19 protein-coding genes are annotated in these 11,672 nt (G+C 72.2%); all 19 read left to right on the forward strand.

The window, feature by feature from the left end; genetic code table 11:
• Nucleotides 1–27 precede the first annotated feature (27 nt).
• The 19 genes from MEICH_RS0122500 (at nt 28) to MEICH_RS0122605 (ending at nt 11,627) form a co-directional block, all read left to right on the forward strand.
• The gene (locus MEICH_RS0122500; protein ID WP_027894471.1) at nt 28–1,485 is read left to right on the forward strand and encodes a hypothetical protein; all 1,458 of its coding nucleotides are present in this window, start codon (nt 28–30) and stop codon (nt 1,483–1,485) included.
• Between the two features lie 79 nt (nt 1,486–1,564).
• Nucleotides 1,565–2,137, forward strand: coding sequence for a 5' nucleotidase, NT5C type (locus MEICH_RS0122505; protein ID WP_027894472.1), 573 nt, complete (start codon nt 1,565–1,567; stop codon nt 2,135–2,137).
• Nucleotides 2,134–2,601 (forward strand): hypothetical protein, encoded by a 468-nt coding sequence (locus MEICH_RS0122510; protein ID WP_027894473.1) that lies wholly within the window; start codon nt 2,134–2,136, stop codon nt 2,599–2,601. The genes MEICH_RS0122505 and MEICH_RS0122510 overlap by 4 nt, the downstream gene beginning before the upstream one ends.
• A complete protein-coding gene (locus tag MEICH_RS0122515; protein WP_027894474.1) occupies nt 2,598–2,795 on the forward strand; it encodes a hypothetical protein in 198 nt (65 codons plus the stop codon). Before MEICH_RS0122510 ends, MEICH_RS0122515 begins: the two co-directional genes overlap by 4 nt.
• Nucleotides 2,792–3,553 carry a nucleoside/nucleotide kinase family protein gene (locus MEICH_RS27560; RefSeq protein WP_051304448.1) on the forward strand — a complete coding sequence of 254 codons (762 nt, stop codon included), beginning with the start codon at nt 2,792–2,794 and terminating at the stop codon, nt 3,551–3,553. The genes MEICH_RS0122515 and MEICH_RS27560 overlap by 4 nt, the downstream gene beginning before the upstream one ends.
• 90 nt (nt 3,554–3,643) lie before the next feature.
• A complete protein-coding gene (locus tag MEICH_RS0122530) occupies nt 3,644–3,916 on the forward strand; it encodes a hypothetical protein (RefSeq protein ID WP_157202991.1) in 273 nt (90 codons plus the stop codon).
• Nucleotides 3,913–4,332 carry a hypothetical protein gene (locus MEICH_RS0122535; protein ID WP_027894476.1) on the forward strand — a complete coding sequence of 140 codons (420 nt, stop codon included), beginning with the start codon at nt 3,913–3,915 and terminating at the stop codon, nt 4,330–4,332. Before MEICH_RS0122530 ends, MEICH_RS0122535 begins: the two co-directional genes overlap by 4 nt.
• Nucleotides 4,333–4,763: 431 nt before the next feature.
• Nucleotides 4,764–5,918, forward strand: coding sequence for a hypothetical protein (locus MEICH_RS0122545; RefSeq protein ID WP_027894477.1), 1,155 nt, complete (start codon nt 4,764–4,766; stop codon nt 5,916–5,918).
• A 138-nt stretch (nt 5,919–6,056) separates the two neighbouring features.
• On the forward strand, nt 6,057–6,299 hold the full coding sequence (locus tag MEICH_RS0122555; RefSeq protein ID WP_027894478.1) for a hypothetical protein: 243 nt from the start codon (nt 6,057–6,059) through the stop codon (nt 6,297–6,299).
• On the forward strand, nt 6,296–7,249 hold the full coding sequence (locus MEICH_RS26685) for a tyrosine-type recombinase/integrase (protein WP_051304449.1): 954 nt from the start codon (nt 6,296–6,298) through the stop codon (nt 7,247–7,249). Before MEICH_RS0122555 ends, MEICH_RS26685 begins: the two co-directional genes overlap by 4 nt.
• Entirely contained in the window at nt 7,246–7,851 is a 606-nt protein-coding gene (locus MEICH_RS0122565) for a hypothetical protein (RefSeq protein WP_027894479.1), read from the forward strand. The genes MEICH_RS26685 and MEICH_RS0122565 overlap by 4 nt, the downstream gene beginning before the upstream one ends.
• Nucleotides 7,852–7,853: 2 nt before the next feature.
• The gene (locus MEICH_RS0122570; protein WP_027894480.1) at nt 7,854–8,780 is read left to right on the forward strand and encodes a DUF5131 family protein; all 927 of its coding nucleotides are present in this window, start codon (nt 7,854–7,856) and stop codon (nt 8,778–8,780) included.
• Nucleotides 8,773–9,315, forward strand: coding sequence for a hypothetical protein (locus tag MEICH_RS0122575; protein ID WP_218916445.1), 543 nt, complete (start codon nt 8,773–8,775; stop codon nt 9,313–9,315). The genes MEICH_RS0122570 and MEICH_RS0122575 overlap by 8 nt, the downstream gene beginning before the upstream one ends.
• A gap of 21 nt (nt 9,316–9,336) precedes the next feature.
• Nucleotides 9,337–9,720 carry a hypothetical protein gene (locus MEICH_RS0122580; protein WP_027894482.1) on the forward strand — a complete coding sequence of 128 codons (384 nt, stop codon included), beginning with the start codon at nt 9,337–9,339 and terminating at the stop codon, nt 9,718–9,720.
• Complete coding sequence (locus tag MEICH_RS0122585; protein ID WP_157202992.1) at nt 9,720–10,031, forward strand: hypothetical protein; 312 nt, start codon at nt 9,720–9,722, stop codon at nt 10,029–10,031. The genes MEICH_RS0122580 and MEICH_RS0122585 overlap by 1 nt, the downstream gene beginning before the upstream one ends.
• On the forward strand, nt 10,018–10,254 hold the full coding sequence (locus MEICH_RS0122590) for a hypothetical protein (RefSeq protein WP_027894484.1): 237 nt from the start codon (nt 10,018–10,020) through the stop codon (nt 10,252–10,254). The genes MEICH_RS0122585 and MEICH_RS0122590 overlap by 14 nt, the downstream gene beginning before the upstream one ends.
• A 218-nt stretch (nt 10,255–10,472) precedes the next feature.
• Entirely contained in the window at nt 10,473–10,778 is a 306-nt protein-coding gene (locus MEICH_RS0122595; RefSeq protein WP_157202993.1) for a hypothetical protein, read from the forward strand.
• Between the two features lie 74 nt (nt 10,779–10,852).
• Complete coding sequence (locus MEICH_RS0122600; protein ID WP_027894486.1) at nt 10,853–11,143, forward strand: hypothetical protein; 291 nt, start codon at nt 10,853–10,855, stop codon at nt 11,141–11,143.
• Complete coding sequence (locus tag MEICH_RS0122605) at nt 11,136–11,627, forward strand: hypothetical protein (protein WP_027894487.1); 492 nt, start codon at nt 11,136–11,138, stop codon at nt 11,625–11,627. The genes MEICH_RS0122600 and MEICH_RS0122605 overlap by 8 nt, the downstream gene beginning before the upstream one ends.
• Nucleotides 11,628–11,672 lie beyond the last annotated feature (45 nt).

The raw sequence follows: 11,672 nt of genomic DNA on the forward strand, positions 1-11,672 counted from the left end.
CCTTTCCCCTACCCCCACCCCCTGCCCATGCTGCAACGCCCGAAGTGGCTAACCAACGCGCTCCTCGAGCGCATCCGCGACCTGCGCGCGCAGGGCCTGGGCCGCCCCAGCATCGCCCGAGCCCTCGGCCTCACCGCCTACCGCGCCGAGACCGCGCTCAGCTACCTCAAGCACCTGGAGCAGGCCGCGCCCGCGCCCGCCGACCCGGACCCCGCCGAGGCCGCGCCCGCCCCCGTGCCCCTGCCCCTACCCCCGAAGCCCGCGCTGAGCGTCACCCAGGAGGGCCAGACCGCCACCGTGAGCAGCGGCAAGGGCCCCCGCGTCCGCACCCTCGAGGAGCTGCTGGCGGGGGCCCAGGTGGACCGCAGCCTGTGGGAGGTCGAGCGCTACAAGGTCAACGCCTACGAGGTGGCGACCAAGGTGCGCCGCGCCCGCGCCGACCTCTTGGGCGAGCTGCGCCGGGCCGTCGAGGAGGCGCTGGCGGGCGGGCACGAGGACGTGGCGGAGCACCTGGCGAGGGTGCTGCTGTCGGGCTTCCTGGAGGAGCAGGTGCAGGTACACCCCCTCTACCAGACCTCGGCTGTCCTCCGGCCCCTGAGCCAGGGGGCCGAGCTGAAGGCGCTCAAGGAGGAGGTGCTCGAGGCCATGCGCGCCCACGCCCCCCGCGGCTACGCCCCCCTGTCGCGCCGGGGCGGGGGCGGGCACGTGCTGGTGCTCTCCCTGCCCGACGCCCACCTCGCCAAGCTGGTGGACCCCGCCGAGACCGGCGAGACCTGGAGCCCCGAGGAGGCGCGGCGGGTCTTCCTGGAGAGCTGGCGGGGGCTGCTGGAGCTCGCCAGCCACCGGGCCGACCTCGAGCGCATCCTCATCCCCCTGGGCAACGACTTCCTGCACACCGACTCCCCGGCCAACGCCACCAGCGCGGGCACCCCCCAGGACGCCAGCCTGCGCTACCGCCAGGCCAAGCGGCTGGGCCGGGAGCTGCTGGTCGAGGCGCTGGACATGGCCCGCGCCTACGCCCCCCTCGACGTGTTCGGGGTGCCCGGCAACCACGCCCGCGAGGCCGAGCTCGACCTCGTGGAGCTGCTGGCCGCCTGGTATCGTCACGACCCCGAGGTGAGCGTGGACGACGCCCCCACCACCCGCAAGTACCGGCGCTACGGGGTCAACCTCTTCGGCTTCACCCACGGCGACCAGGAGAACCCCGCCGACCTGCCGCAGCTCATGGCGCTGGAGGCCGAGGCGCTGTGGGCGGGGGCCAGGGTGCGGGAGTGGTTCACCGGTCACTTCCACCGCAAGGGCGAGCGCTCCTTCCTGCCTCTGCGCGAGCGGGGCGGGGTGCTGGTGCGGGTGCTGCCTGCCCTCACCGCCGCCGACGCCTACCACGCGCGCAAGGGCTACGTGGGCAACGTCCGGCGCGCCGAGGCGTACCTCTACCACCTCTCCCGGGGCTACGCCGGGCACGTGGCCTACGACCCCTTCTGAGCCGGGCGAGAAAACCCGTCCAGGGTGGGCTTTTGCGTTTCAAGCTTCCGTGTCCTATACTCGGGACACAGGAGGGACCATGTTCGCACTCGACCTAGACGGGACCGTCTCCGACACCCTCGGCAGCCTGGGGGCCTACCTCAGCCGCGCGCTGGGGGTCGCGGTGGGCCTCGACCGCGCCACCAACTACCACGCCCTCGAGGAGGCCCTGCCCCCCGAACTGCGGGAGCGGGGCCGCGCCCTGATCGAGCGGGCCTTCAGGGACAACGCGGGCAACGTGTACGGCCAGGCGGAGGCGGTCCCCGGCGCCCTCGAGGGCGCGCGGCTGCTCGAGGCGCGCGGCAAGCTGGCGGGCTACATCACCCGCCGCCCCGCCATCCACGGCGCGATCACCCTCGGCTGGCTGGGCGTTCACGGCTTCCCGGACGCGCCCCTGCTGCACGCCCGGCCCCGCATCTCCAAGGCGGTGTACATGCGGCAGCTCGGCGCGCGGGTGCTGGTCGAGGACAGCGCCCACGAGCTCGAGGCCGTGCTCACCGAGGGCCTGGGCGGGGTGCTGCTCGAGCGCCCCTACAACCGCGGCTACGCCCACGAGCGGCTGGTGCGGCTGGGGGGCTGGGCCGCCCTCGCCGGGCTGCTGGAGGCGGCGTGAGGGGCCCCGAGCACCCCATCGAGCGGGCCGGGCTGATCCTCTCGGGGGCCATCGAGGTCTACGGCGGCAGCCCCCAGCCCGCGCTGCTGTTGTACCCGGGCGAGGTGTGGCCGGGGGAGCGGGCCCTGCCGCCCTACCTCGCCGCGCTGCCCCAGGCCGGGCTGGACGTGCGCCCCCTGCCCCTGGACCCCGACAGCCTCGAGCGCATCGCGCGGGGCCTGGCGCGCCGGGCCGCGGGCGCGCGCCCGCTCCGGGAGCGCGTCCTGCTCAGCCTGCACCTCGACGGCGACGCCGAGGGCCAGGGGGTCTTGGCCGCGCGGCTGGGCGCCGCCCGGGAGAGCGTCACCAAGGAGGTCGGCATCCTGGCCGCCAAAGGCTGGGTGGAGAAGGGCTACCGCAGGGTAGCCCTTACCGAGCGGGGCAGGGCCCAGGCCCTGCGGCTGCTCGAGGAGGGAGACAGATGAACCCGTACCGCAGCAAGCTCGTCCCCAAGGCCGTCTTCGCCGCCGCCCTCGCCCGGCTCCTCGGCCTGCGCGAGGCCCTGGGCCCTGCCCCCGCGAAGCCCTGGCGGGGCTGCGGGGAGGCCCACCGCAGGAGGCGCAAGCTCGAGCGCCAGCGCAGGCGGCTGGGCCGCTACCACGCCCGGAGGCGCCGGTGAGCCGGGACGCCGCCATCATCGGCATCACCGGCAAGGCCGGGCACGGCAAGGACACGCTGTACAAGCTGCTCCTGGCCGCCCACGGCTACGAGCGCATCGCCCTGGCCGATCCCGTCAAGGGCGTGACCCTGGCGCTGGAGTACGCCCGTCTGGTGGGCAGCGCCCCCGCCCGCGCGACCGTCGTCGCCAGCGCCTACTACTGGTGGTTCGGGCGCAAGAAGCACCCCGAGGTGCGGGCCCGCCTGCAAGAGGTGGGGACCGAGATCGTGCGCGACGGGGTGGACCCCAATTTCTGGGTGTGGATGGCCCTGAAAGAAATCAAGGCCATCGTCGAGGACGGGGGGCGCGCCGCCGTGACCGACGTGCGGTTCCCCAACGAGGCCGCCGCGCTGCGGGGGGACAAGGGCTGGATGGCGGGCTACTACGCGCACCTCGAGGCCAGCCAGCGGCCCTTCCTCGAGCCCCTGCGCCACGACCTCACCCGCACCTGGGAGGAGGGCGGGGTGCTGCCCCCGGCGGGCGCCGCCCTGATCGTGAAGGTGGTGCGCGAGGGCGCCCCCGACCCCGGCGAGGCCGGGCGGCACGCCAGCGAAGTGGGGGTGGACACCATCACCCCTGACGTGCTGGTGAAGGCTGCCAGCGCGCACGAGCTGGTCCACGCCGCCTACCGTGCGCTGCGCCCGCGTCTGCCGGTCATGCCCTGGGCCTTCGTGTGGTTTGACGACCCCAAGACCCTCTACCCCGCCCCCGCCCTATGAGCTGGCCCGAAGCCCTCTACCACACCGCCTTCCTGCTGGCGATGGTCTGCATCGCGCTGGGCCGCTGGCCCTGGCAAAGGAAGTGAGCATATGAGCATGGACGAAGCCAAGCCCCACACCCCCGCCGACGCCGAGGCGCACGCCCGCAGGGAGGCGGAGGAGCACAGCCCCACCGTCAAGCGGCTCAAGGCCCAAATCCTGAACCTGGAGGCCGATTACGAGGAGCTGCGCAGGCTGTACGAGCGCAGCGTCCTCGAGCGGGTCGAGTTGCAGGCGGCGCTCAAGGCGGAGCGCGAGCGGGCGGAGGAGCTGGAGCGCCTGCTGAACCTGATGGACGGCCCGGCCTCGCCCCCGGAGGGATGAGCGTGGAGCCCGTCAGGCCGACCCCCGAGGAGGCCGCCGCCCGACGCGCGCCCGGTGGCCGGTCCCTGGCGACCGGGGCGGGGACGCTGGCCGAGGAGCTGGTGCTCGAGCGGCTGGGCGTGACCGCGGTGGAGGCGTGGGACTGGATCCCCGAGTGCAGCGCGCGGCAGGTGCAGTGGCGCAGGCCGCGCAGCAAGAAAAAGCGCATCCGCAAGAAGTGGGCCAAGAACCCGCTCAACTGGAGGACCGAGCGCCGACGCCTGGTCTACCTGCACGGCAACACCGCCTACATGCACCCCAACACCCTCGAGGCCCTGCTGCACGAGGCCGAGGCCGAGCGGCGCCGGGTGCTGCGCGCGGTGAAGTGGGCGTGGGCGGCGGGCAAGGTCGCCCGGCTGCTGGGGGTGGGCGCGTGACCCCCCGACGCCGCAAGGAGGCAACATGCCCGACCACGAAGAAATCCGGAGTTTTTCGACGAGATGTTCGAACTAGGCCACAGGCTCATCATGGAGTCCGTTCGCGACATATGGGAGGGGGCACGTTCGAAAGCATCGAGAAAATGATGGCCCGCCAAGCAGGGTACACGCTGGACCCCTCCGACCCCCGGCTCGAGCTGGCCCTCGAGCTCCTCGAGCACCGCTGACCCCCGCCCCCGACACCCCGCCCGCCCCGTGAGCCCCCTTCCAGGGGGCTTACGCTGTTTGGCGGCCTTTGTCCCATCCTGGATGGGGTTTTCTGGGTATGCGCGGTATAAGGCTCCTTATCCCTTGATTTTTCGGGGCCCGCCTATGTAAGATGAGTTGTCCTCTCCAAAGGACAAGAGTTGCTACAGGAAAGGAGCAGCCACATGACCGAAGTCCTCCGTAAGCTCCAGACCCAGGCCGCGCAAGAGGCCGAGGCCCTGGCCCGCCGCAGGCAGCACGAGCAGCAAAAGGCCGTCGAGCAAGCCCTTGCCGAGCACGGCAAGGCCGTCGAGTACCTGACCGGCCTCTTCGGGTGCGCCGTCAGCGACCTCCAGCCCACGCCGAACCTCCGGGGCGAGCTGTGGCTGCGCCTGCCCGTCGAGGTGGGCCCCCTCCGGGGCGTGTCGGTGAAGCTCGGGCCCACGACCTGGGGGAGCTACACGGTGCGGTGGGACATCGGGCACTTCAGCGCCCACCAGAGCATCCGCGAGGACGCCCCGGCCACCGGCTGGAAGGCTTTCCTCGCGCAGGTCACCAGCCCCGAGGCGGTCCAGGCCGCCGCCGCGTGGGTGGCCGAGCAGATGTTCCGGGAGTGGAAGGAGGCCCACAGCGCCGAGCTCGAGGCCCTGACCGACGAGGGGGAGGTGGACGCCTGGCTCGAGGGCCAGGAGGTCCACGCGCTCATCCAGGAGCGCGTGGCCCAGGCCGTCGAAGCCCGCAAGGAGGCCATCCGCAAGGCCCGCGAGCAGGAGCGCCGCCACCGGCGGGCCGAGGAGCTGGCCGCTAAGGTCGAAGCCCTCCAGGGCCGCCTGGCCCAAAGCCAGGGGCCGGAGGAGTGGCGGGCCATCCTGGAGGAGGCCCAAGCCCTGCGGGAGGGCTACAGGGAGGCCATGTACCTGGATAGCTGGCGCTCCCTGACTTCGGTGCTCGAGGCGGTAGAGGACCAGCTCGAGCGCCACGAGCAGCGCCTGGCCCGGCAGCGCCTCGAGGCCGAGGCTGACGCCCTTTTCCACCCCTTCCGGGTCTACCGGCTCGACCACGCGGTGCCCGCCGACCGCGGCGACGAGGACGGCGAGGTCTGGCACACCGGGACCGAGATTGCCCTCGACGACACCCCCGACGAGCGGGGCTACTACCGGGTGCTCGAGAGCGGCCGGGTGCGCCGGGTCAAGCTCCCCCGCGTCTACCGCGTCGAGGTCATCGACGTGCTCACCCGCCATCAGGCCACCTCGCGCGACATCATCCGAATGGCCTGCAAGTACGAGTACGCCGACGGGGTGTACCTCATCCACCCCCCCGAAGGGGCGGAGCGCCTTTGAGTCCCCGACCCCCGGCCCCGTGGGCCGGGGGTTATCAGGAGGTAACGCCATGAAGATGAGGCTCTTCATTGCCGACGTGACCGACATCATTGCCGACGTGACCGACATCGAACAGGCCCCGAAGAGGGAGGGGACCGAGTGACGCCCCCGCCCCGGCACATCCTCACCCTGGTCCCCCCGGTGGGGACCAGGGTGCGCCTGGCGCGGCTGCCCGCGCCCCTGGACCCCAAGTACGCCGCCCTGCGCGACCGCGAGGGCGCCACCGGCACCGTGCGCCTGGCGAGCGACCTGGCGCGCCAGGTGTGGGTGGAGCTCGACGCCCCGCAGTCCCCCGGCGAGGGCTACTGGATCGACGTGGGGGCGCTCGAGGTGCTGCCGTGAGCCGCGGCGGATACCGCCCCCAAGCCTACCCCTGGGGCCAGGTGCTCCCCGAGCGGCGGGCCGAGCGGGTGCGGGCCTTCCTGGAGGCCGACGACCGCGCCGCGCTGTGGGCGCTGCTCAGGCACCACCTCACCACCTGGGGGCGCGCGGGCGAGCGCACCAGCCGGGCCACGCTCAAGACCTACCGCTCGGGCCTCGAGGCGTTCTTCGGCTTCCTGCTGGCCCAGGGGCTGACCGACCCCGCCCGCCGCGCCCAGGCCGTGCTCGAGCCCCCCGAGGACTTCGGGGCCCAGTTCGTGCGCTGGCTCGAGCGCCGCCACCGCCCGGCCACCGTCAACGCCCGCCGGGCCGCGGTGCGGGCCTTCTACCGCGCGCTGCGCTGGGCCAGGGCGACCCAGGCCGACCCGCTGGCCGACGTGCCCAGCGTGCGCGACCCCATCCCCCCCGAGGCCAAGCGCCACCCCTACACCCCCGCCGAGGTCGAGCGGCTGCTCGAGCGGGCCACCCCCCACGAGCGGGCGATGGTGCTGCTGGGCGCCCACGGCGGGCTGCGCGCCAGCGAGATCATGGGGCTGGAGTGGGCGGCGGTGGACCTCGAGGGCGAGGCCCTGCGGGTGCGGGGCAAGGGCTCCAAGGTGCGCCTGGTGCCCCTGTCCGACGCGCTGAGGGGGGCGCTGGAGGCCCTGCCGCGCGGGGAGGGCCGGGTGCTGCCCTGGCGCCAGACCGACAGCCTGCGCCGCCGCCTGCGCCGGTTGTGCGAGCGCGCCGGGGTGGAGTACAAGGGCGCCCACAGCCTGCGCCACCACGCCGGGACCAGGGTCTACCGCGCGACCCGCGACCTCAGGCTGGCCCAGGAGTTCCTGGGCCACTCGGCCATCGCCACCACCGCCATCTACGCCAAGATGGACCGCGAACACCTCACCAACGCGGTGAAAGAGGCTTTCCGATGACTCAGACCGACTTCCAGACCGGACAAAAGGTGATCCTCGAGTGGCACGAGGGGCGGGTCTACCGCTGGGCCCTGGCCCAGGTGCAGCTCGTCACCCCCAACGGCAACCTCCGCCTCGAGCCCCCCCATGACCGGGCGGTCTTCGACCGCTTCGGGCGGGGCACCGGCCCCTACGCCCACCACAACCTGCGCCCCTGGAGCGCCGAGCTGGAGGCCCGCCTGCTCGAGGCCGACCGCCTGGCAGCCCTCGAGCGGGAGCGGGCCGAGAGGGAGCGGGTCGAGCGGCTGGAGGCCCGCCGCCGCGAGGTGCTGGGGGCCAACGCGGGCCTGGCGTGGCAGCGCCAGGAGATGCCCGACGGCAGCGCGGTCTACACCTCCCTGGTCAAGCTTCAGCGCGGGGGGCACGCTTTCGCGGTGGTCCACGTCCGGCCCGACCCGGTGATAGCGGGCGGCCTGCTGGCCTCCCACACGCTGCTGGGCGCCGCTGGCAGGCTCCTGAACGGGAGCGACGTGGAGACCCGGAGCGTGGAGGAGGCGCTCGAGGACGCCATCGAGAGCGCCTACCACAGCCTCACGGCGGGCATGACGCCCCGGAAGGAGTGAGTATGCCGGGCAAAACCGCGATCGAATGGACCGACCGCACGTGGAACCCCGTCGTGGGCTGTACCAAGGTCAGCCAGGGGTGCAAGTTCTGTTACGCCAAGACCCTCCACGACATGCGCCACCGGGCGAAGCTCGCGGGCAAGCCTTTGCCCGAGCAGTACGCCCTGCCCTTCGAGCGCGTGCAGCTCAAGCCCGAGCGCCTCGAGCTGCCCCTGCGCTGGAAGAGACCGGCCCGAATCTTCGTCAACAGCGTCTCCGACCTCTTCCACGAGGACGTGCCGTTCACCTACGTCGCCGCGGTGTTCGGGGTGATGGCCGCCACGCCCCGCCACACCTATCAGGTGCTCACCAAACGGCCCCAGCGGATGCTCGAGTTCTTCCGCTGGGTGCGCAAGGCAGTGCCGGGGGTATACCCCACCAGCCTGGCAATGGGGCTGGCCGAGCCCTACACCAACGGGCGGACCGGGCCGAGGTACGTCAGCAGTGCGGTGCCCTGGCCCCTGCCCAACGTCTGGCTGGGGGTGACGGTCGAGGACCAGCGGGCCGCCGACGAGCGCGTCCCGCTGCTGCTCGCCGCCCCCGCCGCCGTGCGCTTCCTCTCCTGCGAGCCGCTGTTGGGCCCGCTGGACATCGCCAAGTACCTGCCCGACCGCCCGGAGGGCGACCGCGACCGCCTGGTGAGCTGGGTGATCGTGGGCGGCGAAACCGGCACGGCCAGCCAGCCCGTGCGCCCGATGCACCCGGACTGGGCGCGGTCCCTGCGCGAGCAGTGCAGGGAGGCAGGCGTGCCCTTCTTTTTCAAGCAGTGGGGCGACCACATCACCGACGGCCTCGGGAACCCGGTACGGGTCGGGGCCAAGCGCGCGGGTCGCCAGCTCGACGGCCGGGAGTGGGGTGAGTTCCCCCTCGAGGCGGTTTCCAATGATTGAAAGAATGAACGTCCCTACTGCCAGACAGAGCCGCCTCGCCCCCGCCCTCCCCTGGCTGGGCCGCAACCTCAGCCTGGGGCTCGACCCCAAGTACCGCTTCGCCGCCCCAGGGTGGGTGTACGCCAAGGACGGCGACCCGATCCTCGGCGTGCTCTACCGCTCCCACTACAGCGGGCAGGGCCGCCTGCCGCGCGTCTCCCTGTGCGTGGGGCCTGGGGAAAAGCTGGTGCTGCTGCACTACACGGGCCACGCCGCCTTCGTGTGGCGTAAGTTCAAAGACCGCAGCGGGCAGCAAGGCGTCAACAACGCGCTGTTCGTCAACCACCGCGCGGGGCTGGCCTCCGAGCTGATCCTCCAGGCCGAGCAAATCGCCTGGAGGCACTGGCCGGGCCAGCGGCTGTACACCTACGTGGACCCGCGGCGGGTGCGCTCGAGCAACCCCGGCTACTGCTACCTCCGGGCGGGGTGGCGCAGGTGCGGCACCACCAAGGGCGGGCTGATCGTGCTCGAGAAGCACCCCCCACGGCAGGGATAACGCCCATGATCGGAGGGCCGAATGCGACTGGTGGAGCTTGAAATGGCCGTCGCCCCCGACGCCCAAGAAGCGCTCAGGGGCAAAAAGGGGGATGACTTGCTGCGGGCCTGGCTAGAGCTGCCCGTCGGCGCCAGGCCCGAGCTGGTTTGGCGCCTTCAACACCCGCGCCAGCTCATCGACATCATGCGCGGCTTCTACTACGGCCTGTACGCGCGGAATGTCGGACCCATGCGGCAGTTGCAGGACGCGAACATCTGCGAGGATTGGCCGGGGGCGGTGGGCGCTTTGGACGACCTCGAGCGCCACCTCGAGCAGTGGCTGGACTGCATCCGGCAGGCGAAAGCCTCGCTGCGCAAGGATTTGCGGGTGGCGGGGGGTTCGACGGGGAAGGGGGCGGGGGGCTGATGCCTCGAGTGCGAGCCTTCGCGGTGGTTGACCGCCCCCTGAAGCTGATCGGGGACTCGTGGGACGACGTGGTAGGCGCTCTGGTGTTCGCCCGCGACGAGCGCGAGGCCCGCAAGCTGGCCCTCGAGAAAGACTTCGCGGGCTTGCGCCTCCTGGACCATGACCGCTCGGCTTACACCTCCATCGCCGCCCTGCGGGCCCCCGAGTACGACCCGTATGCCGGGGACGTGCCCAGGGCGGCCACGCCCGAGGAGATGGCGGCCTGGGGGTTCTGGGGAGAGGAGGGGCAGGGGGGTTATGGGGATTTATGACCTTCCCGACGAGCTGAAGGAGCAGGTGGTCGGCCTGCTCGAGGGCACCTACGGCGACGAAGGGGCCGTGGCCGAGCGCTTCGGCCTCAGCCTCGAGCAGGCCGAGGACATCATGCTCGAGGCCAACTACGAGCGCTGCCCCGAGTGCGGGCACTGGGTCGAGTGCTGGGAGCTGGTGGACGAAGACCTCGAGGAGGTGCCCTGCCTGAGCTGCCGCGAGTGAGCGCCCGGACCCACGCGCCCAAGGCCCCGCCCCGTGCGGGGCCTAATCCTGGCCGGGGTGTTGCAAACTACTATTATGTTTGCTAGGCTATGGGCAGCGGGGGACTACCAGAATCCCAGCCCCCGCGCGAGGAGCAGACGATGCAAGCATCTGGGGTAACCCGAGGCGAAGTCTCAACCCGGCTCATAGGCCGCGCCTTCCAGGTCAAGAGCTGGGACATGGCTTTCCACTTCAGAGGGGACGGTATCCAACAGCAGCGCTTCTGGGCGCAGTGGGACTACCGCGCCCTGGAACGGGTCGAGCCCGACCCCGCCCTGCACCCCGAGGCGTACCGCCGGGGGGACCGCTGGACGATCGTGCGGGCCAAGAGCATGGATGTGGTGCTGGAGCTCTCGAGCGGCGAGCGCTGGGTGCTCAGCGAACGGGCCAGCGGCGGCCAGGCGGTCTACGACCTGACGCCCTTCGAGGCGTGGGAGGCGGCCCGGCGAATCGGGCTTGGGTGGAGCGGGGACTGGAGGGGCTGACCCAACGGCGAGCGCCCCCGCCTACCAGAGCGGGGGCCTCTCTACCCCTACGGGGGGCATCAGGGAGCAGACCGATGCGCAAAAATGATAGCACCGACAAAGAGGCTTCCCTCCAGGGCAGGCGCGACCTGCCCTGGCACGACCGGGACTGGCTCACGCGGGAGCTCGTGCGGCTGGGCACCGTGGCCGCAGTCTGCCGGGCCCACGGGATCAAGCCCTCGACCCTCTACGGGTACATGAGCCGCCACAAGCTGAGGGCCCCCCACCGGCCCTCCGAGTTCGGCAGGCCGCTCAAAGACCCCCAGCGCCCCAGCCGCACCACGCTGTGGCGCCGGAGGCGCCAGGGCGGGAGGGGTCATGGCTGAGCTGAAGCTCGAGTGGTATCACTGCGCCTGGCTCGAGGGCCCCGAGCCCGAGCGCCTGTGGGGGTGGTACGTCAACCTGGCCTGGTATCTGGCGCGCGGCGAGCCCGCCCAGCCCTTCCCGGTGGCCGAGCTGCTGGAGGCCAGGGGGCCGCAGCACGCGCTCGAGGCCGCCAAGCTGACCCGCGCCGACCCCGACCGCCCGGTGCTGCTGGCCCCCCTGCCCCTGGAGTACACCGCGCCCTACTCCCCCGCCGAGGTGCTGTTCATGATCGACGGCCACCACACCCTGACCCGCGCGGCCCAGCTCGGGCGGCGGACGGTGCGGGGGGTGGTGCTCAGCCAGGAGCAGTCCAAGGCCGCGATGCTGACGCGGGAGGAGCTGGAGGCCCTGATCGGCGGGGCCGAGCCCTGGAGCGTGCTCAAGCGCTTCCACGTGGAGGGGGGATACCCGCTGGTCCAGCTCCGGCACCACCACGGGCGCTAGCCGTGATCGTGATCGTGATCGTGATCGTGATCGGGGTGTAATGCC

The sequence above is a fragment of the Calidithermus chliarophilus DSM 9957 genome, assembly GCF_000430045.1.
Lineage (GTDB): Bacteria > Deinococcota > Deinococci > Deinococcales > Thermaceae > Calidithermus > Calidithermus chliarophilus.